Source organism: Alkalihalobacterium sp. TH-98, from assembly GCF_057473385.1.
In genome coordinates this window covers 157,160-180,850 of record NZ_JBYCKM010000026.1, presented here as the reverse complement: position 1 = coordinate 180,850, position 23,691 = coordinate 157,160, and the positions used below count along the sequence as shown (strand labels likewise).

Below are 23,691 nucleotides of genomic sequence, written 5' to 3'. Positions count from 1 at the left end.
TAGGAGTATCTGGTTGGCATACGGCCTTTTCGTGTGCGCTGTTGGGATATACTAGGAGAATTCGGTTGGCATACGGCCTTTTCGTGTGCGCTGTTGGAACATACAAGGAGAATTAAGTTAGTAAACGGCCTTTTCGTGTGCGCTATTGGGATATACTAGGAGAATCTGGTTGGCATACGGCCTTTTCGTGTGCGCTATTGGGATATACTAGGAGAATTCGGTTGGCATACGGCCTTTTCGTGTGCACTATTGGAATATACTAGGAGGATGCGGTCGGTATACGGCCTTTTCGTGTGCGCTATTGGAATATACTAGGAGGATGCGGTCGATATACGGCCTTTTCGTGTGCGCTATTGGAAAATACCAGGAGAATTCAGTTGGTAATTGGTCTTTTCGTGTGCGTTGTTGGGATATACTAGGAGAATCTGGTTGGCATACGGCCTTTTCGTGTGCGCTGTTGGAATATACTAGGAGAATCCGGTTGGCAATTGGCCGTTTTGCGTGCACTGTTGTAAAATACCAGTAGAATTCAGTTCACAAGCGGCTGTTATGTGTAAGTTAATGGTAATGCTAGAAGAATTTAATAACTAAAATTAATAGGGCTAACAGTAAAGCAAGTCCTACATCACTATAGATATAGGACTTGTTCCAAGCTACCTCTACTATTAATCAAACCTTGTCGTCTGATAGCCATCGATAATTCGTTCAAGCTCCATCGTAAAATTCAACTGCAGTGGACCAGGAAGAAGGTCTTCAATCCGCTCCACTTCCTTTAAGCCTTCCGCGTCTTCTAATTCTTTCGGCTGCGGATCAAGCGTACGAAACCACTTTTCAAACTCATCAATGAAATCATAGAAATGACGTTCAAATCGTTCGGCATGCTCTGCTCCTTCATCACCGGAAGTTTGCTGCATCAATCCCCAGTCGGCTAGCGCAACATCTAATGAATCTAACACGTTTTGAAACATACATTATCAAGCCGCCTTTTCCTATTTGTATTGTGCGTCAAACCATTCTTTGGCCAAATCCACTTCTTGTCTTGTTAATTCGTGACCACCTTCGCCCCAATGCTCAGTCACTTCGGCGTTAGCTTTTCGGAGTTCTTCAATCAACTCTTTTGTCTCATCCGCTGGAATTAATGGATCACGCTTTCCTGCACCTACAAAAACCCCAGTTTGACTTAAATCTGGAAGCTCTACACCTCGCAGCGGTACCATGGCATGGAAAAGTATTGCACCCTTTAACGTATTATCATAATGATACATTAAACTCGCAGCAATATTTGCCCCATTCGAATAACCGATCGCAACGACTCGATTTCGATCAAAACCGTACTTATCTGCCATTTCATCGATAAACTCATGAAGCTCTTTTGTACGGAATTTTAAATCTTCTTCATCAAATACACCTTCGCTTAGACGCCTGAAAAAGCGTGGCATTCCGTTTTCCAATACATTTCCCCTAACGCCTAAAACCGAACAGTGCGGCGCGATGATTTCAGCTAATGGCAATAAGTCCCGCTCGTTTCCACCAGTTCCGTGTAATAACAATAACGTTGGAGCTTGTTTATCTGACCCTTCTATAAATACATGTTGCATCTTTTTGTTCCTCCCCTATTCTTTCGTTTCTAAAGGCTTGAGTTTCGCTTCAATTTCTTCACGCTGATGTTCAAAATATGGTGGAAGTGATAATCTCTCTCCTAAATGCTCAAACGATTCGTCTCCTTCAAAACCAGGCCCATCAGTCGCAAGTTCATATAATATTCCATTCGCCTCACGGAAATACAATGACTTGAAATAATACCTTTCAACGAAACCAGAGTTCGGTATTCGCAATTGTTTCAAATAAATAGCCCACTGACGTAATTCCTCCTCATTTTCCACTCGGAAAGCGACGTGGTGGACACTGCCTCGCCCTTGTCTTTCTACCGGGATATCGGTGCGTTCTTCTAGATGAACTTCTGCCCCTGATCCGCCTTCACCTGTTTCAAACACTCTTACATCCGGTTGTCCAGCGACTAGCGAAGGATACGAGCCTTTTTCTCGGTAACCTAAAAGCTCGGTCAGGATTTCAGCAGATCGGTCTGCTTTTGCTACAGTTAAAATTACAGGACCCAGTCCATAAATCGCATGTTCAGTAGGCACTGGAGCCTCATCCCAGGGCTTTCCTCCAGCAACACCAGCATCGTTCTCGTCTGAAACGAGCATTAACCGCTGTCCTTCAAAGTCACGGAACGCTAATGTTTTTCTGCCTGTATGTTCAGAAATCTCATCATGTTCGACGTTCTTTTCTTCAAACCGCTTTTTCCAGTAGTCTAAAGAGGCATCACCTGGAACTCGTAGTGACGTCGTACTAATACTATTTGTACCGTAATGCGTCTGTCCTGCATAAGGCAGCTCAAAAAAGGTTAAGTCTGTGCCAGGGTTTCCTCGTTCATCTGCATAAAACAAATGATAAACCGATGTATCATCTTGGTTAATCGATTTTTTAACGAGGCGCATTCCTAATGTTTTCGTATAAAAATTATAGTTTCTTTTCGCATCGGCTGTAATGGCTGAAACGTGATGTTGCCCTTTTAACGGTTTTAATTGCATCGTGTGTCACGCCTTTCCTTCATTTACCTTACGTTTAGTTTAGTACTTCACATTTTGACTGTAAAGAATACTGCTTTAGACCTTTATTACTCGACTTTTGCTCCGTAAGATCGTAAAAAGGACACCGCTTGACTCATATCCATTCGTGCTCCTTTTACAACCATGGATTTAAAATCAACACCCTCTAAATTGGCTCCACGTAAATCAGCACCATTTAACTTAGCTTTACTCAGTCTGCATCTCGTTAAATCAGCATTTCTTAAATCTGTTTTTTCTAAATTCGCTTCTGTCAGGTCAGCTTCAGCTAGCTTAATTCCTCGTAACTTCTGCTTCGCTAAATTGGCATAGCGTAAATTCGTATACGACCAATCCCCTCCATCGATCGTCACACCGTCTAAGTTCGCTTCTGCAAAATCAGTTCCTGTCATTTTACATTCCCTAAAAACAGCTACAAATAAATTCGCCGCACTAAATAAACAATTCGTAAAAGATGAACCGTTATGGGAAGATGCATTTAAGTGTGCCCCTGTAAAATCACAGTCTATAAATTGGCAGCGAACGGTAGCGATCTCTTCTAAGTGACAGCCTCGAAATCGACACCGGATAAAAACACAACTTGCAAATTCAGCTTCGCGAAGTTCTACCGTTGTAAAATCCTTCTCAACAAATTCTTCCTCGATAAATGTATCCATCATTCAAAGAGCCCCTATCTCAACCTTAATGTGCCTTTTATTGTACAAACCGCACTTCCGCCTACTTGGATAACCGGTCCAATTTCATTCGATGTTGTTTTTATATGTAATTGACCTGGACGACCACAAGCATGCCCTTGGCCAATCAAAAAGTCATGTTCAGTATGTTTGTCTAGTATGTTTTCTAACAAAAGGTAACCTGCTAATGCACCATTTGCCGACCCTGTAACAGGATCTTCCGCAATTCCGACAGCTGGCGCAAAATCACGTGTATATAGCTTCAAATCTGCTTCCTCACTGTCGAATGTAAAAAGGTGCGTCGTACATATTCCTCGTGTTATATTATGGTCTTTTAAAAGCTCCATGGTTGGCATAGCTGCATCAATGGCCTTTCGAGTTTTTATCGGAACGAGTAAATGCCAATTTCCGGTATATCCAAGTTTGATCGGGTAGTTTGCATCGACTTCACTTACTGATATACCAATCAACTCGCAAATGGTCTCGAAGTCTGTTTCAATATCTTTGACTTGCGGTGTGGCCTGCGTCATGATGACAGATTGAAGTTCCTGACCTTTCTTAATAAAATCAATCGGTACAACTCCAATATTTGTTTTAAAATGGATAGAAGTAGCACGGTCTAACCATCCATGTTCTGTTGCCATCGTCCAAGCCGCGGCAAGTGTCGCATGTCCACAAAAATCAATCTCTTGAGTTGGCGTAAAAAAGCGCACGCGAAAGTCCACATCTATATCTTCTGTCGTCATTAAAAATGCAGTTTCTGATAAATTTAGCTCACGAGCGATTTTCTGCATTTCATCTTCTGTTAATTGAGTTGCATCAGGGACAACACCGGCTGGGTTTCCTCCAAAGGGCTCGTTCGTAAATGCATCGACATGGTAAACTTGAATTTCTTTCATAGTCAGCACCTCTTTTTCAAATAAAAAGCAGCTCCAGTAACCCCAACTAGAACTGCATCGTATCTTAAGTTAACGTGATATTATTTTTCGGATGTTACTTTAATAAATTCTCGCATGTAATCTGGTAAATCCGGTGGACGGCGGCTTGAAACGAGGTTCCCATCAACTACGACTGGCTCGTTTACCCATGTAGCCCCTGCATTTTCCATATCATCTTTTATTCCAGGTGTACTCGTAACCGTCTTCCCATCTAAAATTTTCGCTGAGATTAATACCCAGCCTGCATGACAAATTTGTCCAATGGGCTTGTTTTGCTCATTTAATATTCGTACCATCTGTAAAACATCTTCATAACGCCTTAATTTATCCGGTGACCAGCCACCAGGTACAAGAATTGCATCATATTTCTCAGCATCTACTTCATCAAAAGCCATATCACTTACGATCGGTACACCATACTTCCCGATGTATTCTTCATTCGCTTTTTCACCGACAATATGTACGGTTGCCCCTTCTTCCCGGCAGCGTAAAACCGGATACCATAACTCTAAATCTTCAAAGTCATCGCTAACGAGTTGAATAATCTTTTTTCCTTCTAGTTTCAATTCATTTCCTCCTTTGACAAGTAGTAGACTGGTTTTATTTTCTACTATTGCGATAGAGAATGCAAATGAGACGCTCTAGGCATTTCAGTTTTTAAATGGAAAAATGAATACGAAAAAAGCAATCCAACAACATATAATCCAAGTGCAAAATAAGCTGGGACGAGATGAACAAAATCGGTATATCCGATCGCAAAGTGAACGCCAATCCCTGCTGTAAAAGCTGGAATTCCACCAATGAATAACATCCACCAAACCCACTTGTTTCCTTGTTGAAAACCCCATAACGCAACCATCAGAATTAACAGCCCGACACTAAGCAATGCGCCACCGAATCCTGCTCGGTCATGAGCTATTACAGGAATAAGCCTCTCATTAAACTGGTTAAGCATTTCAGGCGGCATGCAAATGTAAGTTAGATCTGTCGCGACAAATACGTTTGTTATTCCGATATAGGCAATAATAAAACCACCTAGTACAAATGAGAAGCCAAGAATAACCAATGCTAGCTGACCGAATAAACTTTGCTTCCAAATCGTATGATTGGATCGATTGGTTGATTTTGGTGTACCATTCATTTCTTTTGTTTTCACAAAACCTACAACATAGAAGGGCAATAAAACAAGCCAAAATACTAGATGAAGCCAATCAAAATAGCCATACCCGATAAAAAGGAAAATACCTAGAAATCCAATGATAGCCGCAGCATCCGTCGCTTGCTTTGCCCATTTCAACCCAAAACGTATACCATACCTCGCTAGCCCCATATAAACGATCCCACCTGAGATCATCGTTCCGGCGAGAGTCATTCGATCGTGTGCCATAAAATATAGAATCCGCTCATTAAACGCATAAATCGTTCCTCGGTCCATTTCTAAAAAATATTCATCATACGGAAGAATAATTGCCGACATGCTAATGAATAGTGTAATAAGCCCACCTATCATAATCGATAATCCAAATAAAAAATACCACAGCCACCCTTGATGCGACGTTTTAATGTTTTCCATTTCTGAAAGTTGCGCTTCTTTAATACGTTTCGGCAGACCTGGTCCTGATAAAACATACCCGCCAGAGAGCATGATTAAATCTACATTTTCATGAAGTAAAGTCAAAGCATCCCCAGGCTCAGTCACCCCGCCAACGGTAATGATTGTTTTATTAAAATTATGATTTGTTAAATATTGGATCGCTTTTAAATGCTCCGTTAAATTGTACTGATCGTCTTTGTGTGGCTGTTCATCTAATACGATCCCGTTGAACTGTTCCTTGATTAAATGGAACGTTTCATCATTTAGTTGATTGGATTTGATTGCTATGTAAATCGGTTTTTTCGTTGAATAGGACGTAATTGGAACACTTGGGTTGAACTCTAGAATAAATGCATCTACCTGATCTTCTAACGCATTCATGATCGCAGGTTGGTTATCTTCACTATCAGCTATTCGAATAAAAACAGGTTGTTTTCGTTGCAAGTTTTTTAACTTCACCAACGTCTTTTCTAAACCAATAGATTCGTAATGTTGGGTAAATTCTATATAGTTAGCTTTTTCATGAATAACTGGAAATTCACCTTTTAAATAAGGCTCTTTTGTTACCGGTCCAATTTCAATAAATCCAAATCCCAAATTCGTAAACGCCTTCGTTCCAGATAGTAACGGGTCTACTTTTCCAGCGAAACCGATCGAGTTACTTAGTAGATTCCCGTCTACTTCTTTCATCAGTAGTGGCGAGGACTCTTCTCTTCCGAGGAAATTGATCAAATGAGGTCCACCGGGGATTGACGATATTCGGTTCATTCCCCTATGGATAAACTCTCTCGAATGATAAGGTGATAGTCTAGACAGTAACGGCTTAAAAAGGACATGGTAGGACCAATCAGGCATTACTCTCCCTCCTTTCTTTAAGGTAGCTCTTTTTAAAAGCAGCAAGCTCAATTACTTCTATGTAAGTGGAAATTCATAAACGGTATATTAATAATGTAGCTCGAAACCAACGCTTTCTGCTACTGCTATTGAAGGTGCATTTACTTCCATACAATCCAAATATGGACCTTTACCAAATTATACACGATATAACTAGTATTCTTATATATTATCTAAAACAGGTTTACTCAATTTTTATAAACCATCAAAAAATTACTGATTGTTTTTTCTGAAAACGTAGTGTTATAATGAAACCCAACAACAGAATATTGTGCTTTATGGTACTTGTTAAACAAGTTTAAAAGGGAAGTCGGTGCAAATCCGATGCGGTCCCGCCACTGTAACGATGAGCATGCGTACAAATTAGTCCACTGTCATTAAGATGGGAAGGATGTAAGCATGTGTTGAATCGAAGCCAGGAGACCTGCCATTAAAGAGCAACACTGTTATTTACCCACGAGGATGGGGAGGTGTTTTGGATGGAAGCTTTAATTGTGATAGCAATGGATTCGACCTAAAACATACACATTCTCATTGACATATGGGAGTGTGTTTTTTTATTTACGTACATAAAAGATAACATATAAGGAGCGAATGCCGAATGTTAATGCTATCAACCTATCAAGAAAAAGTAATGAGTGCAAACAAAGCCGTTCAATTAATTGAACCAGGTGATGAGATCATAGCACCGATCGCTGTAGGGGAACCGCCAGCTTTAATAGAAGCACTAATGGAATTTGAAGGCCTAGATAATAATACACTATATCAAATGCTCTCTCTACGAAAAGTCGTACCTTTAGCAAAAGAAAAACTCAAAATTGTATCCATGTTTTTAAATTCACATGAACGGGAAGCTTATACTAAAAAGATGATTGATCTTTTACCTAACCACTTTTCGAACTTGCCAAAGATGTTAAAAACAAGAGTCAAAAATCCAATCATTATCGCTCAAGTGTCACCGATTGATAACGAAGGTTATTTTTCCTTAGGTACAAACTGTGATTACACAGCAGCATTGGTCAACCATGCGAAAGCAATTATCGTTGAAGTGAATGACAATATGCCAAGAACGTATGGTAAAAATCAAATTCACATATCCCAAGTTAAAGCCATTGTAGAACACACCTCACCGTTAGCTGAAACTGGGAAACCGGTCATTTCTGAAAAAGATAAAGCGATCGGACGAAATATTGCTAACTTAATTAAAGATGGAGATACAATCCAAATAGGTTTTGGGTCCATACCAAATGCCGTAATGGAGCACTTGAAGGACTTTAGACACTTAGGTGTTTATACCGAAATGTTCCCTGATAGTTTAGTAGATTTATACGAAAGTGGCGCAATAACAAATCAAAATAAACCTTTTTACAAAGGAATTTCAACGGCAACCTTTGCTTTTGGCAGCAAGAGACTCTACCAGTTCATGCATGAAAACCCTGCCCTATGTATGATCCCGGTTAATGAGTCGAACAGTATTAAGCAAATTGCTCAATTTGAACAGTTTGTAACGATTAACGGTACTGTTGAAGTCGATTTTTTAGGGCAATGTAATTCAGAAGTGGTGAAAGGAACTTATTATTCTTCATCTGGCGGTCAATCTGATTTTGGAAAAGGTGTGACACTATGTAGGGATGGCCGTGGAATTATTTGTTTACACTCGACAACTAAAGACGAAAAGATCTCAAAGATTGTTCCTTATCTTCATGATAAATCTGTCGTGACAACCTCTAAAAACGATGTAGACTTTATCGTTACGGAATTCGGTGTGGCCCACCTAAGAAACAAAACCATTTCAGAACGTACAAGGGCATTAATTAACATCTCCCACCCTAGATTTCGTGAGGAACTTACTTTTACCGCTCAGCGTATGGGATTTCTTTAAACAAGGAGGGTTATATCGTGGAAAACTATACAGAATATTATTTAAATCATTTACTAGGCGTTCTCGTAACGAACCCCAACTTCAATACATTGCTAGAAAGCTATGAAAGTTTGAAAAACGATCTTAAGGAGAATGAAGAGCTTAACCTTCAGATCGACTCACTAGACGCGGCATTTAAACAAGCCGTTGAACATTGGAAGTTTGCTAACTGAGTGTATTAACCTTATAAAGAGGTAAAAAAGCGACGTAAGGAGACTGATTCCTTTGTCGCTTTTTTGAGTGTTCGTTCATTTTTAAGTAAATCACTACTTCTTATAAGTTAAAACGGGGCACGCTCCATATTTGTTCCATCAAGATTCATCTGGAACCAGCCAAGCTGCAATGCACTTATATGTTTAGAGTAATAAATTTGATCGTTAATAATATGAATATGTGATCCACGTTCATCGAGCATTTCAGCTTCTAACGTGTTTAAATCAATTTTATATAAACTATGATCTTCTGTAACATTTGTAAAATATAAAATATCTCCGGCCACATTAAACCCTTGGCTTTCATACGTCGATAATAGTTTTGTATTTGTTCCGTCGAGTTGAACACGATATAGTTTAGCACCATCTAATGCGCTCTCAAAATAAATCCAATCGTCTTCCACTATGAACGTTCTGACCGGATAATCAATCACTCTTGGAGGATGTGTCTGCCCTAGTTCATCAACCCCAACGACATAAAGGATACCTTTTGGTTCTGTTTGATAAATGACTTGATCCTCGTAAATGCTATATCGGAAAAGATCATCGATCAGTTGAATCTTTACACCGTCCTCAGAAACCATATAGAGAGATTGTTTATTATTTAATGGATTATTAGCTTTATAAAAGATCCAACCATCCATTACACGTAAATCTATCGCATAGTCATCTGATACTTTTTCTACTTCTGTTCCGTCTATTTTCATCCGATATACGTTGAAGCGGTCTCTTTCATCTGAATAATACAGCCAATTTCCCATTACATTTAAATCTTTAGCTAGTACATCAGAAATAAGTTCCTTTTCTTCTTGTCCATCTGTCCATTTATAAATTCCACTTTCTTGCATCCAGTTGGAATAATAAACAGCTTCGCCATCGGTTGCAAAATACGATCCATTTAAGTGATTTCCATCGCTATTTCCTTTTTCTCCCGTAAGAAATCCAGTTTGCTCTTCTAACAGGTCACGATCACCTAAAAATATATCCCCGTACGTTTTTGCATTTTCAATCACCGTTTGAGGTACCGTTACCTCATCTGTTTCGTTTAATGCATTATAAGAAATATACAATGTTTCTATCATCTTATTTTTAACTTCATCATTTTCAGCATCCACATCGAGTATACTCAAATTAAAGGTATATTCCAGCATTGCCGACGTCCGATGAAACGTTTCTTTATCGATGATCATTTCATAAGTAAATGAAGTAGGACCATTTTCTGTTCGAATCGAATGGATCATCGTATGAAAGAGCGGGTCATCCATCACATAGTAAAATGGAAACAGTCCCTTCCATAAAGATAACATTTCCTCTTCATTAGTGGAAATAGAAAAACGGTAGCCATTATTATCTTCTGTAAAATGGAATAAATCGATATTTTTTAATATAAGTTCAATTTCTTCTACTGGCTCAAGCGCATGGATTTTAGGTGATACATTAATCCACAGGTCACTTTCCTCATCCATTAAAAAGTACGTTTCTCCACCTGTGATATAGACTTCTGACTTCATTGTCGTTCCTGATATTTTCGATGACCGTTCGATATGAGCTTCGGGTGGCTGAACTTTTGCTGTTCCACTTAAGTAAGAGATTAACGTCCCCATATCTGCTTCATTCGTAATGGCATCCATTTCAAAGGAATAAGTTTCAATTTTCTTCATTACCTCAATCGAATGTTGTAAAATTTCTTCTCGTGTTAACTGCTCGCTATCTTCCTCACAGGCAACAACGAATGCTAAGACACTCAGTAGCAAAGCAGCTATAAATAAATGATTAAAACGCATGTATTCCCCTTTCAAAGTCCTCGTCACTCTTATTTTTACGGCTAATCCGTATAATTCAATTTAGATAAAACTCTATAGAAATCCTCTTTTAGATTTCAATAATACCACAAAATCCAATGTTTACTACAAATTTTTCACGGGTACAGATGAATAAGGAGGGATAAGTGATGAAAAATAAACAAAAAGAACTAGAACTCCAAAAACGAAACAAAAGATCCCATGCGTTTAAGGAAGATTGGGACGAGCAGTTAAAGCGAGACCAGATGATTATGCCAATTGATGAACCACCACTAGAAGACATAAAACTCGAAGAACAAGAAGAACGTCAAAAGAAAAAAACCAAACAAAACTCATCCAGCCAATAAACCAAAACCGAACGGTGCCAGGTACCTTTAGAAAGGTACCTGGCACCGTTTATACACTAAAACATTAAACTATTAGTACTTTAAATGACTGAAGGTACGTGGTACCCTCTGCTGAATATTCTATAACTAGGTGGTATGCTTCATGATCGTGGAGTTTTTTGAGCCTTCAGCGTATATGAAGGGAACGGTATTTTTATCTCCTGCCCACGCAGCCTCATTACTATTATTTGCACTGTCTATCGTTTGGATGTTTGTTCATCGACGTAAGAGTTACATGTCTCATGTGCGGTGGGGGATACTCGCTGTACTTGTCCTTTCCGAACTTAGTATTATTTTTTGGAGTATTGCTGTTGGCTTGTGGGATATCCGTTTCAATTTACCACTGCAACTTTGTACAATTAGCATTTATTTAAGTTCCATCATGCTCATTACCTGTTCTTATCGTATCTTTGAAGTCCTTTATTTTTTTGGTATTGGAGGTGCCTTGCAAGCATTAATCACACCAGAATTGTTTTACACATTTCCACACTATCGATTTTTACATTTTTTTATTGCTCACATTGCCATTATTCTTGCTATTCTCTACATGATTTGGGTACAAAAATTTACTGTCACATGGAAATCGGCCGTTAAATCATTCATTTTTCTAAACAGCATTGCATTTATTGCTTTTTGGGTAAATTATTGGACAGGTGCTAATTATATGTTTTTAGCGAGAAAACCCGATAACCCTAGCATCCTTGATTGGCTCGGTCCGTACCCTTGGTATATCCTATCTCTTGAAGTGATCGTCATTTTCATGTTTACTCTCCTTTACTTACCTTTTTTCCTGAAAAGAAAATTACAATCATCAACTCCTCATGTATAAATTGAGATTTTTTGTACAAATTAATAAGAATATTTTAGAGGAGGTTTTCAACTTGAATAAGATTATTGAACAAATATCTACCTTTTTAATCGCACTATTTGAGTTAGAGTACGAACACCTTCTTAATGATGAATGGTGCTACGATGAGCACGGTGACCCAACTGCCAAGCTGTAATACAATTTTAATTCACTTCTTTCCCATTTATCTTCCTTAAGGTGGAGTTCAACAAACAATCCCTCTCAGTATTCTGTTACGAACTCCCCTTTACCATATCAAATTATCCCATCCTCACTATACCGTAACCACATATAACAATAATCGTTTACGACATCATACACTCTATCATCAAAACCTTGTAAAAAGCCCTTACCCTCTCCACTTAAAGTTAATGCCCACCGACCAAATATACTACGAATCCCTAACCCAAAAATTATTAATCGATCTCACTATATATAATAGGATAACTACTATTGGTAAAATTTCTCTCCCTCACTGCATAAAATTGGGAGTAATGTTAAAAATATTAGATACTAAGGAAAGTATATCCATGCTTCTCAGGAGGTGGGTTTGTGAAATCGTTACAGTTTGATTATAGTATTCCACGCTATGTCTTTAGCAAAGTCGTTGGAAGGTGGAAGCCTTCTCTCTATTGGCATCCACGTCTGTCTTGTTTACGGTTACGTGAAGTTCAAGAACCAAATCTTCCAAATGAAGACTGGGTTAAAGTCGAAGTAACCTATGGTGGCATTTGTGGAAGTGATTTAAATTTAATTTTCCTCAATGATAGTCCAGCTACTTCCCCTTATGCTTCGTTTCCTTTTACAGTAGGACATGAAGTAGTTGGAAAAATATTAGAAACAGGTCAAAATGTCAAGCATCTAAAAAAAGGGGATCGCGTCGTAATTGATCCAATCTTATCGTGTATGAGCCGGGGCTTTAAAACACCTTGTAAAGCTTGCGAACGTGGAGAATTTAGTTTGTGCAGTCATATGACTGAAGGAGATATATCACCTGGATTACTAATTGGAGCTTGTAAGGATACTGGTGGGAGCTGGGGGCCTGTCCTCGTTGCTCATAATACCCAAGTTTTACCTTTACCTGATGAAGTTGATGATTTAAATGGAGTTCTGATCGAACCATTCAGCTGTGCACTTCATGCGGTATTAAAAAATAAGCCAAAAGCTCAAGATCGTGTTCTCGTAATCGGTGCAGGTGTCATTGGCATTTCGGTCATCGCTGCCATACGTGCGCTCGGTATTAGCTGTCATATTACTGCACTTGTCAAACACCGTTTCCAAGGCGATCTTGCGACAACATTCGGGGCTGATGAGGTCATTTATCTTACTCGAAACGGAACATACATTGATGAGACCGCCAAAACTTTAGATGCAAAAGTTCTAAAACCGATTTATGGCGCACCTGTCATTGAAGGTGGTGCAGATATCGTATATGAATGTGTCGGTAAAAAGCAAAGTATTAATGACGCTCTGCGCTTTGCTCAAAGTGGTGGAAAAGTTGTTCTCCTCGGATTAGCAAGTATTATCGATGGAATAGATTGGACTGCGGTTTGGCTGAACGAGCTTGAGGTGAAAGGAAGTTTTGCCTATAGCACCGGAGAATACGAAGGTAAAACGATGCGTACTCTTGAGATTGCTATTGATTTAATTCGTCAGAAAAAAGTCGACTTATCACCAATGATTTCTCACCGCTTCCCACTCGAAAATTATAAGGAAGCGATTTATACAGCAACTAATAAAGGTAGTAGTTCCGTAATGAAAGTTATATTTGAACATGGGAACACAATTAACAGAGGAGGCAATCAGCATGAAAACATTTCTAGTTAATGGAACGACTGAAACTTCATTTATGGCATGGTTAGAAAAAGGGATGAAAGAGGTTTTCAGTCGAAATGGATTTACACTTTTGGAAGATGTCGATGAAGACTTGCGACTCGTTCTGAATTTTACCGACCCTAAATCGTGTCGTCCTTTTAGAAGAAAAGCACAAGCCACATTTGTCGTTTCGATTTTAGAAAATGAAGGAGTTATGGAAAATGTGTTTAAAGAGGCATATCCTTATTTAATTCGATCTCTTTCCAACCATTTAATGTTTGTAAACCATAACGCGGGAACGACAACCTTCTACTTTTTAACTCCCGAACAAGGCTGCTATCAAATTGAGTACAAACAAGGCGATGATGAATCAAGACTCTTCCAGAAAATATATGAACGCTTAGAGCCACTTGCTTCATCTCAACTTGTCATTGACAATGACTTTCACTTTGACTTACCAGAACCGTTATGGAACGGAGATGAAGTCAGTGTACAATTAAAACAATCTGGGAAGAAGCTCGATAAAATGGATCTTCTTCCTGCTCCATTCCCGATTGATGAATATTTAACACCACGAGATATGCGCCATTTACATAAATTATATGGTATTGGTGGTTTAAGCTACGGGAATTTAAGTGCAAGACAAGATGAGAACCACTTCTGGATGAGTGCTAGCGGCATTGATAAATCGAACATGAATACAATTGGACAAGACATTTTATTTATAAAAGGATATAACTCAAAAGACAATAAAATTGAAGTAAGTGTTCCACCTGAAGTAACACCAAAACGAGCTTCTGTTGACGCAATTGAACATTGGATGATTTATAAAGAACACCCTGAAGTTGGAGCGATCGTCCATATCCACGCATGGATGGACGGGATCACAGCAACGGAAATTAATTACCCATGCGGTACAGTTGAATTAGCCAAAACAGTCGCACAACTTGTTCGTGAATCAGAAAACCCTTCCCAAGCGGTCATCGGACTCAAAAATCATGGGCTTACGATTACTGGGACAAGCTTAGAGGATATATTTGAACGGATTGACGGTAAAATTAACCGCCAAGTACCAATGAATTAATGTGAAACCTATTGGTAACATCTAATTAGCCCCGACAATCCTATTGTTGTCGGGGCTCCACTACGTGATTATATGCAACTAAACACATCTTAACGGTAAAGAGGTGTGTTTAGTTTATAGATTTTGGGAACGGTAATTACAAAAATTCAATGAATTACACTTTCTGAGCCTCTTCTCCCTGTTACTGGTAATACCAGGGTCATATTCTCGTTTTCTGGCCCACACTCCAACCAGTATGAGTCCAGATTGCACTGTCGTAAGAGTTGAGGGAAGTCTCGCTGGCCGCTACTACTACCAAGCCCATCTACAAATGCTGTTTCTATCTAAAAAACATTAAGAGGCTGCCATAAAAGTGGGCAGCCTCTCTTCTTTCTACGATCTATTTTATTTCCTCAAGCTCTTCTTCATTTTTCCCAACTTCTTTAATTAACGCTTTATAGCCATTTCTCGTTAATTTAAACTCATTATCAACGTATCCTGACTTTTCTAAAGCTTGAATGATGTCATCTGATAATGATGAGCGAATTTCATCTAGCGCCCAATTCAAGTCATAAATCGATCCATTGAGGACAGAATCCTTATCCAGTGAAGCAGCGATTTCTTTGATCGGATCGACCTTTATGAAATACTTCTTTGTTTCAAGTACAGCTTGGTGGATTTTGTTTTTCGCATTATTAATTTCTTGCATAATCGTTGATATTTCGTTATCTTTTTGTTTAATTTGTTGACGATACTTTTGTTTTTCTAAATCGCTTAATTCAGCTTTTGTAAAAAGCTCTTCGAGTAACATCGTTCGATCTAAATCTACTTTTTCTAAATCACTTTGTTTCTTTGCAACTTCAGACTTTGTTAACTCCACATCTTCAGATTTTTCGTCTTCAACCTGCTTAGTTTTCACATTGTTTGCTTCTTCACTTTGGTTAGTAACTAACGGAGTTCTTATTCGATTAATAGAAACCGCAAGAGTCATTAACAACACCATAACAAATAATCTAAAAATAATATCATTAAACAAAGCTCCTATGAAAAGTGCTACTCCTAAACATCCAATAACAATTATAAACGCCCAATCTTTTGACGAGTTTGGTTTTTTTAATGCTTGAAGTAACGACGAAGATTGCTGTTTTGATCTATATTCCATCTTCTTTCTCCTTTATTTACTTTTTAATTGCAACATCATTTGAAAAATATCCTATTTTGAGTATATCAATAAAATTTAAGTTTGCCAGACTTCAATTGTGTCAACTTATTATAGAGTAAGGAAATCATACTGTAATGAGTAGTCTTTACTATTCTCTTCTACAAATACCTTATATTAAAAAAGATAAAGCTATTACAAAAATGGATAAATGGTATAAAAGATCCAATATATTTGTTCTCCTATAGGATTTTAGCATATTAAGAGAAACATAACCTGAACGAATGACGATAATAACCAGAGCAATCGTAATTAAAATGGACGGGATCATCTCGCAACACCTCCAAGTTGTTAAGTCATTCATGTATATGATCAAAGATTTCGTCATACGACTCTTTTTTTATTGACAACTTCGTACAAACAATTCCAATATTAAAGCACCTGAACTTCAAGAACAGTTTAATCAAAGCATCTCCACTCTAAAAAAAAAGACGCAACATGTAAGACAGCTTCACATGTTACGACCTTCAAAATAAGATTTTTCCATTTACTTCATATATACATCTCTCTAAACTTACCTATTAAATGGGTCTCTTCATGTCCCTCACCTATAAAAAATCAAGAACGTACGTACCGTCGCGACCATTAAGATAAGGATTAATATGACCGCCAAATTTATACTTGTATCCACGGTATTGCAGAAGCGACGGGGAGATTTCATTCGATCTTTCCGTAAACTCGATTCCTTGAAACCCCTTTTCATTGGCGATCTCTTCTAGAATAACTACTAATCTGTCCAATTGATATTTAGACATAGCTTTTTTACATTCCAATAAAACGACCAAACGTTTACTACGTCCAGGTCCAGGTCGAATCGTCAACTTACATTCTACAAAATTTAAATAGAGACAAACTAAATCCTCGGTATAACCAGCATAGTTTAAAATCTTGTTCAATTCACTGAAATCTTCCAATTTAATTCGAACAAACAAAATACTACTTCCTCCTTATTTACTAAACCGCACGGAGGTCCATATTCGGCAACTGGCTAGCATAGTTAATTAACATTAACTGAAGCCCCTATAGTTTTGCGTCATCACTTTTCAATGATTTTGCCCTTTCGTACGATTGTTTTATATCATTACTATCTTAACAGCATTTTCAGAATACTGAAACCAAAAAGGTCTAATTTTCATTTCTGTATGTCTCTTTTGGAACTTTATCGAGAAATTGACTCAGTTCCCCTTTATAAAAAAGGTCTAGTGAATGCATCGCCCTTGTACACGCGGTATAAAATAAATTCCGTTCACTATCCTCGTGGTATTTTGAGTTTGAAGCATCGTAAATAATAACGGCATCAAACTCGACTCCTTTTGATAAATAAGAGGGGATTACTAGTACCCCGGCTTCATAACCTGTCGATTGTTTTGTTATCATTCGAAGAGGTAGTAATTCTTTTAAATGTTCGTATACATTCTCTGTTTCCTCAGCCGTTTTACAAATAATTGCAATCGTTTCATGTCCATTGGCTTGAAGTGTTTCAATTCTCTTCCCTATTTTTGAATGGAGTTCATTTTCATCTTCAGCTAATTGAACCGATGGCTTTTCACCTTGTCGATTAAAAGGATCAATATTTGCACCGATAATCCCCTTCGTAAACTCGACGATTTGATACGTCGAACGATAACTGCGTGTCAGCTGATATTGCTCCATATCATCTTCTTGAAACAAATAACGTAACGCTTCAAAACTATTGACGGAAGAATGGGCATAAATGGACTGATTTAAGTCACCAAGCACAGTCATTTTTGCACGTGGAAATAAGCTTTTTATGAACGCAAATTGAAACGGCGAATAATCTTGTGCTTCGTCAATAAACACATGACGAATCGACGTATTCACCTGAAGACCCTCGAGCCGACCTTTTAAATAAAGAAGAGGTGTCGCATCCTCATATCGAAGATGGTTTTGTTCTATATTTTCAGTTGTTGAGACGCATATATCAGCCCACTCTTTCGGTAATTGATCCGAATACCCGTTTACATACTCTGCTTTTCTAAACAATTGGATATACGTTGCTTTCACATCAACAAACTGTAGATTTTCAATATACCTTCTAATTTTCTTCAAGCGTTTTTTCACAATGATCGCAGCAAGTATTTGTTGTTCTCGGTCAAAATCATAAAATTCATCGTTGTTTTGATTGTTTTTTTGGAGCTTATGGTAGGCTTTTAAATAGGCTTCCTTATCTAACAGCTCCATTTCACGTTCAACCCACTCTTCTTTTCGTTGCTGAAGCTCAAACGTTCGTAACTCCTTTAATAACCATTCTGAGGTTAAATTCATTCGATTAGGTATTGGTAAATCCTGATCTAGAGAGTAGAAATACTCTTTGATCCTTGTGCTTGAGAATAAAACTTGCCCTTTAAATTTCAGGCCTCTAAAAATGATACCATCTTGTTTTAGAAGACTTAAATACTCATCAATCACCTGCATAAATAATAGCGACGATTTCAATTGGATACCTGCGATACCCACTTTGTAAGATTTATCTTTAGTTTTCGTTAAAACAAATTCCATTTGAGAAAATGGATCTTCTATTGTAAACGCATCTCCTAAGCGATGTTCTAGGTATTCTTGGAATGTCGTCTGTTGCATATTTTCTTCACCTAGCTCTGGTAAAACACTAGAAACGTAACTATTAAACATGGAGTTTGGTGAAAATAAGACGATATTTTCTGCTAATAATGTATCGCGGTATCGATACAACAAATACGCCACTCGTTGCAGAGCTGCTGAAGTTTTCCCACTTCCAGCTACTCCTTGTACGATTAACAGTTTTCCTTTTTCATTTCGAATAATTTGGTTCTGTTCTTTTTGGATCGTTGCAACGATGTTTTTCATTTGAGAATCAGCTTGAGCCCCAAGAACCGTTTGAAGCATTTCATCTCCAATCGTAATTCCTGTATCAAACATATGTAAAAGCTCACCGTTACGGATAATATATTGCTTTTTTCCCTTCATCGTACCATCAATCAAACCAGAAGGTGTCTCATACTGAGCAGCTCCTGGCCCATAGTCATAATATAAGCTTGAGATCGGCGCACGCCAGTCGTACACATAAAAGTCAACGCCATTCTTATCGACGAATGATGATGTGCCAATATACACCGGTTCGGTCTCTTCCTCGCCGTTTTCAAGAAAATCAACTCTACCGAAGTAAGGTGATTTCTCTAATTTATGTAAATTACGTAACTCATTCATAGAATGACGATGTCTCCGCTCTCTTTCTGATAATAGCTCTGCTTGTTGTTTAATACTTGCAAACGTTTCAGCTGCTTCTTCTGCATTATCAAAGTTTACGGTCACATCGTCCCAAAACTTCCTTCTGATGTCGACAACGTCTACTTTTACATCACCTAGCTGATCCTTTAATTCGTGCATTCGTTCATTAATTTTATTGATAACGAGATCAACTCGTTCTTGTTCTGCTTTCCAATCCTTGTTTTCAGTCATTACTTCACTCCTAGCAGGTGCATCCTCTTATCTCTTTGAATAACCTTATCCCTATTTTAGACAAAGAAGGACGTTCCCTTACATATGGATACGTCCTTTCGTGATGTTTATAATTGAATGTATGAGTAAAGGTTTTAATTTATCTTTAATTTATTTATCCTACTGTCATTTTTCTGCCGTTTTATTTGAAGTCAACAAAGACTCTAGCACCTCTTGTACGAGTAGACCTTCTTTGAAATCAATTAAAAATGCTTCTTCACCTTCTGTCGCTTTTACAAATTCATCAATTAAATTCACAGGCGACGTTGTCAAGTCACTTGGTTCAACGATTGCTAATTCTTCCCCACGCTGTGCTTGCTTTACTATTCTCCAGTCTTCTAATGCAATCGTTTGATTCGTACCATGGATTGTGAAAGCAATCTTCTCTTTTTCAGCTTGGCCAACAAGACCGTCCACTAACACTTTTAAACCATTTTCCAAGGTTAGTGTTGTTATTAAGCCAATTTCACTTTTCTCCTGATCTTCTGGAAATTCAACTTGTGCGTCGACGTTATTTACTTTGCCAAACATGTGAACAATCATTTGTAAGTAGTGCGGCAAAATTTCACGGATGAACCCGCCTTGTTCTCGAGTGCCGATCCAAGGAGTTTGTTGCCATACACGAGGCCAAACGTCAAAATGCAGTTTTAATGAAATTCGTCTTACGTCTCCTAACTCCTCTTTTGCTACACGTTCTTTTATCGTAGTAAACGGTGCATTATAAGGTAGTGGAAAATGGATCGCATGGACAACGTTTGCTTGCTCCGCCTTAGCTAGCATCTCTTCTGCTTCTTGCAGTGAGTTAGCTAACGGTTTTTCACAAAGAACATGTTTGCCATTTGCGATAGCAGCAAGTACAACTGCATGATGATAAGCTGGTGGAACAGCGACATAGACAATGTCAATGGACTCACGGAGAACCAATTCCTCATAGTCTGTCAAAACTGTTACTCCTCCGCAAGCATCTGCCGTTTTGGCAGCTAGTGTTTCATTGACATCACAAACCGCATCTATTTCTGTATGAGGATTGGACATAAACTCTTTAATTAATCGTTGTCCAACCACTCCCAAACCAATAATTCCAACTCGTTTCTTAGTCAAATTATCCACCCTCTCCCGAATATACAAATCTCAGTTTACCATCAACAAACGATAATTTCGCGTCAAATGTATTATCACCTTTTTTAAATCCTTTAATAAGGCTCGTTTCTTCTCCTTTAAGCAATTTCTTTACATTCGCTTGTGAAACCGTTTTTCCTAACAGTTTTTTTGATATCGTGAAATCACATTTCGTCGTCGTATAATTTGAACAACCATAAAATGTTCCTTTATCGACAACATCGCCGTTACACTTTTTACAAGGCCCCATTTTTGTCCCAGGCGATCTCGATCCTCTTGCTTTTGTTCCCCCTGATTTCTTCCCTTTTCTTCGTTTTTTAAACTCTTCTAGATTGTACGAAGAAAAATTCCAGGACTGACTTTGCTCAATCGCATCTTCAATGAGTTTGAGAGAGAGCTTTTTTACTTGATTCATAAAGTCACTCGGTGAGGCAGCACCTTCTCCAATTTCGTGAAGACGTTGTTCCCACTTTGCTGTCATTTCGGGAGACGATAAGAGGCTGTCACCTATGGAATCTATTAATAATATCCCTTTATTTGTAGCACTTACTTGATTTCGTTTCACTTCAATATATTTGCGATCTTTTAAACCTTTGATAATGCCTGCCCGTGTTGCTTCTGTCCCAAGACCTTCCGTTTGTTTTAAGACTTTCACTAAGTCACTGTCTTCTAAGTGTTTCCCAGCTGTCTTCATTAACGTAATCAGTTGGCCTTCTGTATACCTTTTCGGCGGCTCGGTTTTTCCTTCTCGAACTTCAACCTTTTTGACTGCTCCTGTTGCTTTTTCTTGCACAAGTGGCAAGTCTTGTTCATCCTCGTTACACTTTTGTTTTTTCTTCTCACTGTAGATGACTTTTCGCCAACCCGCTTGAACTTCTTGTTTTCCTTTTGAAATAAACATCGCTCGCTCATCGACTACGGTATGAATCGTTGTATAATCAAAAATCGCCTGATCATAATGAGCTGCAATGAGTCGTTTTGCAATGAGCAAATAGATTTGTTGTTCATCAGGGCTTAACTTCCCAAGTTGCGGAACTTGTTCGGTTGGTATTATTGCATAGTGGTCGGTTACTTTCTTTTCGTCCACGTATCGCTTGTTATGGAGGATGGAAGGCTGAGGTACAGGAAAGAACGACCCGAGCTCGTCAAACTGCTGCAGCTTTCGTAAAATATCAGGAAACATTTGTGCTTCTTCTTTTGTAACATGACTTGAGTCAGAACGTGGATAGGAAATCATTCCCTTTACATATAGCTTTTGAGCAATCTCAAGCGTTTTCTGCGGTGAAAATTTATATAAACTGTTTGCCGTTGCTTGTAAGGCTGATAAATTAAAAAGGTAGGGTGGCTGAAACTCTTTTCGTTCTTTTTCAACCGATTGAATGGACGCTTTTTTTCCTTCACAAAACTGACGAATCTTGTTTGCCATAGCTTCGTCATCTAAACGTGTTTCCCCGTCTTTATGCCACTTCCCCTTATAAACTTTTCCTTGAAAATCAAAAGTAGCATTAACTTCCCAAAATGGTTTAGATTGAAAGTTAGCAATCTCTTTTTCACGTTTCACAATGAGTGCAAGTGTCGGGGTTTGAACTCGTCCAAGTGAAAACACATCAGAAATTCCTTTTTGTTGCAATAATAAGGTGTACGCACGGGACGCATTCATTCCAACAAGCCAATCTGCACAAGCTCTCGAATAGGCTTCATAGTAAGTAGCTCTCGTATCCGTCTCATCTAGTAACTTAGTAAACCCGTCAACGATCGCCTTATTGGTGAGCGAGGAGATCCATAGACGTTTCATCGGCTTTCTTACGCCACTTAGCTGAATGATGTTACGGACGATTAACTCCCCTTCTCTCCCTGCATCTCCTGCATGAATAATTCGAGTCACTTCATGTTTATTTAAAAGTTGTTTAACGATAGTAAACTGTTTATATTTTGATCTCGTCACTTTATATTGAAATTTTTCAGGAATAATCGGTAACGTTTGTAGCTTCCACGTCTTCCATTCTTGCTTGTAATGTTCTGGTGGACATAGCTCAGTTAAATGACCAACCGCCCACGTACAATAAGCACCGTTTTTAAACACTTCATTCGGCAGGATTTCGATAAAACCATCCCTTCGCTTAAATGGAAAGGGCGAAGCTAGCTTTAACCCTTGGTCCGGCTTTTCCGCAATAATAATTTCCATCGATTTAACCTCACACTAATCGCAGTTCTATATTTTTTAATAGATAAGGCTTTGTACACGCTAAGATTTCACACGATCACAAACGAACTTAGCCCTTGTTATATGTATCTACTTTTCCATTCATTAAGTATATATGAAAGAAGTCATTACAGCACGCGGAAAGTTCCTTTACGAAAAATAACGATCTATCTCTCATTCTACAAGTAAAATTCTACAGGCGACTGTCAATTTAGTAATAATTTCAGGAGAACTGAATATAACTTTCAGGCCATTCCCTGATCTTTTTTATTCCTTCTTTTGCTAAGATGAAGATAGGATTATTTAGACTTAATAATTCATTAAAACAAAGCTTAGTAAAGGATGATAATAGAATGAAAATAGTAAAAATAACTGCACTGCTACAACTCTTTATTGGGATAGGAGCTATACCTGCAGGAATTGGGTTCATATTAGACCCAAGTGGTAAAAACTTATGGATGACAACTGACTTATTAATAGACTCACCTTTTGAAACGTTTATAATTCCGGGAATAGTACTGTTTTCTGTAATTGGTATAGGCAGTATTATCGGGGCGATTATAACTATCAAACAATGGAGGAACTTTCATCTTTTAACTACCGTGTTAGGTTTAGCTTTAATAACGTGGATTTTATTACAAGTCTTTTGGATTGGCTTTGTGAGTTGGTTACAGCCATTATACTTAGGGCTCGGACTAGTAGAAGCCTTGTTAGGGCTGGCTCTTTGGAGGGAGAAACAAAGATCATAATAAATTTAGCAATGTCCTTCATTAATTGGCATTGTGCGGGGGCTTCTTGAAGTATCGGGGTAGAATAGAACATTTCGCAGATATTAAAGTTACACCTTCGCCATTATATACAAGGTTCCACAGTAATCGA

The 23,691-nt window shown here is 38.3% G+C and carries 21 protein-coding genes and 2 riboswitches; of the genes, 8 read left to right on the top strand and 13 right to left on the bottom strand.

Translation table 11 applies throughout. The features are described from left to right. Positions 1–665: 665 nt before the first annotated feature. From AC2VNP_RS10375 to AC2VNP_RS10345, 7 genes are all read right to left on the bottom strand, one after another. Entirely contained in the window at positions 666–968 is a 303-nt protein-coding gene (locus tag AC2VNP_RS10375; protein ID WP_486917266.1) for a hypothetical protein, read from the bottom strand. Between the two features lie 21 nt (positions 969–989). Then, entirely contained in the window at positions 990–1,598 is a 609-nt protein-coding gene (locus AC2VNP_RS10370) for an alpha/beta hydrolase (RefSeq protein WP_486917265.1), read from the bottom strand. Between the two features lie 15 nt (positions 1,599–1,613). After that, positions 1,614–2,594, bottom strand: coding sequence for a ring-cleaving dioxygenase (locus tag AC2VNP_RS10365; protein ID WP_486917264.1), 981 nt, complete (start codon positions 2,592–2,594; stop codon positions 1,614–1,616). A gap of 86 nt (positions 2,595–2,680) precedes the next feature. After that, positions 2,681–3,286, bottom strand: a complete 606-nt coding sequence (locus tag AC2VNP_RS10360) for a pentapeptide repeat-containing protein (RefSeq protein WP_486917272.1) — start codon at positions 3,284–3,286, stop codon at positions 2,681–2,683. 14 nt (positions 3,287–3,300) lie between these two features. Beyond that, positions 3,301–4,203 (bottom strand): PhzF family phenazine biosynthesis protein, encoded by a 903-nt coding sequence (locus AC2VNP_RS10355; protein ID WP_486917263.1) that lies wholly within the window; start codon positions 4,201–4,203, stop codon positions 3,301–3,303. Positions 4,204–4,283: 80 nt separating this feature from the next. After that, the gene (locus AC2VNP_RS10350; protein ID WP_275120198.1) at positions 4,284–4,808 is read right to left on the bottom strand and encodes a type 1 glutamine amidotransferase domain-containing protein; all 525 of its coding nucleotides are present in this window, start codon (positions 4,806–4,808) and stop codon (positions 4,284–4,286) included. Positions 4,809–4,852: 44 nt separating this feature from the next. Continuing rightward, the gene (locus AC2VNP_RS10345; RefSeq protein WP_486917262.1) at positions 4,853–6,691 is read right to left on the bottom strand and encodes a beta/alpha barrel domain-containing protein; all 1,839 of its coding nucleotides are present in this window, start codon (positions 6,689–6,691) and stop codon (positions 4,853–4,855) included. Between the two features lie 301 nt (positions 6,692–6,992). Beyond that, a riboswitch (cobalamin riboswitch) is annotated at positions 6,993–7,176 on the top strand. 155 nt (positions 7,177–7,331) lie between these two features. Here AC2VNP_RS10345 and AC2VNP_RS10340 point away from each other — a divergent pair. After that, on the top strand, positions 7,332–8,612 hold the full coding sequence (locus AC2VNP_RS10340; protein ID WP_486917261.1) for an acetyl-CoA hydrolase/transferase family protein: 1,281 nt from the start codon (positions 7,332–7,334) through the stop codon (positions 8,610–8,612). A 17-nt stretch (positions 8,613–8,629) separates the two neighbouring features. Next, complete coding sequence (locus AC2VNP_RS10335; protein WP_486917260.1) at positions 8,630–8,824, top strand: hypothetical protein; 195 nt, start codon at positions 8,630–8,632, stop codon at positions 8,822–8,824. Positions 8,825–8,931: 107 nt separating this feature from the next. Here AC2VNP_RS10335 and AC2VNP_RS10330 read toward each other — a convergent pair whose 3' ends face one another. Further along, entirely contained in the window at positions 8,932–10,647 is a 1,716-nt protein-coding gene (locus AC2VNP_RS10330; RefSeq protein ID WP_486917259.1) for a DUF6612 family protein, read from the bottom strand. Positions 10,648–10,814: 167 nt separating this feature from the next. Between AC2VNP_RS10330 and AC2VNP_RS10325 the strand changes: the two genes are divergently transcribed. The 5 genes from AC2VNP_RS10325 (at position 10,815) to AC2VNP_RS10305 (ending at position 14,797) form a co-directional block, all read left to right on the top strand. Continuing rightward, positions 10,815–11,012, top strand: coding sequence for a hypothetical protein (locus tag AC2VNP_RS10325; RefSeq protein WP_486917258.1), 198 nt, complete (start codon positions 10,815–10,817; stop codon positions 11,010–11,012). 142 nt (positions 11,013–11,154) lie between these two features. Next, complete coding sequence (locus AC2VNP_RS10320) at positions 11,155–11,880, top strand: YwaF family protein (protein ID WP_486917257.1); 726 nt, start codon at positions 11,155–11,157, stop codon at positions 11,878–11,880. A 52-nt stretch (positions 11,881–11,932) separates the two neighbouring features. Then, positions 11,933–12,055: a hypothetical protein gene (locus AC2VNP_RS10315; protein WP_486917256.1), complete on the top strand. Its 123-nt coding sequence runs from the start codon at positions 11,933–11,935 to the stop codon at positions 12,053–12,055. 395 nt (positions 12,056–12,450) lie between these two features. Next, on the top strand, positions 12,451–13,725 hold the full coding sequence (locus AC2VNP_RS10310) for a zinc-dependent alcohol dehydrogenase (RefSeq protein WP_486917255.1): 1,275 nt from the start codon (positions 12,451–12,453) through the stop codon (positions 13,723–13,725). Then, positions 13,706–14,797, top strand: coding sequence for a class II aldolase/adducin family protein (locus AC2VNP_RS10305; RefSeq protein ID WP_486917254.1), 1,092 nt, complete (start codon positions 13,706–13,708; stop codon positions 14,795–14,797). The genes AC2VNP_RS10310 and AC2VNP_RS10305 overlap by 20 nt, the downstream gene beginning before the upstream one ends. A 379-nt stretch (positions 14,798–15,176) precedes the next feature. Here the strand turns inward: AC2VNP_RS10305 and AC2VNP_RS10300 are convergent, their stop codons facing one another. The 5 genes from AC2VNP_RS10300 to AC2VNP_RS10280 form a co-directional block, all read right to left on the bottom strand. Continuing rightward, positions 15,177–15,938: a hypothetical protein gene (locus AC2VNP_RS10300; RefSeq protein ID WP_486917253.1), complete on the bottom strand. Its 762-nt coding sequence runs from the start codon at positions 15,936–15,938 to the stop codon at positions 15,177–15,179. 605 nt (positions 15,939–16,543) lie between these two features. Continuing rightward, positions 16,544–16,927: a hypothetical protein gene (locus AC2VNP_RS10295; protein ID WP_486917252.1), complete on the bottom strand. Its 384-nt coding sequence runs from the start codon at positions 16,925–16,927 to the stop codon at positions 16,544–16,546. Positions 16,928–16,971: 44 nt separating this feature from the next. Then, a riboswitch (cyclic di-GMP riboswitch) is annotated at positions 16,972–17,062 on the bottom strand. 58 nt (positions 17,063–17,120) lie between these two features. Continuing rightward, positions 17,121–19,451 carry an RNA polymerase recycling motor HelD gene (helD, locus tag AC2VNP_RS10290; protein WP_486917251.1) on the bottom strand — a complete coding sequence of 777 codons (2,331 nt, stop codon included), beginning with the start codon at positions 19,449–19,451 and terminating at the stop codon, positions 17,121–17,123. A 165-nt stretch (positions 19,452–19,616) separates the two neighbouring features. Then, the gene (locus AC2VNP_RS10285) at positions 19,617–20,591 is read right to left on the bottom strand and encodes a Gfo/Idh/MocA family protein (protein WP_486917250.1); all 975 of its coding nucleotides are present in this window, start codon (positions 20,589–20,591) and stop codon (positions 19,617–19,619) included. A 1-nt stretch (position 20,592) separates the two neighbouring features. Continuing rightward, positions 20,593–22,794 (bottom strand): DNA topoisomerase III, encoded by a 2,202-nt coding sequence (locus AC2VNP_RS10280; RefSeq protein WP_486917249.1) that lies wholly within the window; start codon positions 22,792–22,794, stop codon positions 20,593–20,595. Positions 22,795–23,165: 371 nt separating this feature from the next. Here AC2VNP_RS10280 and AC2VNP_RS10275 point away from each other — a divergent pair, with 371 nt between their 5' ends. After that, entirely contained in the window at positions 23,166–23,561 is a 396-nt protein-coding gene (locus AC2VNP_RS10275; RefSeq protein ID WP_486917248.1) for a hypothetical protein, read from the top strand. The last annotated feature ends 130 nt before the right edge of the window (positions 23,562–23,691 follow it).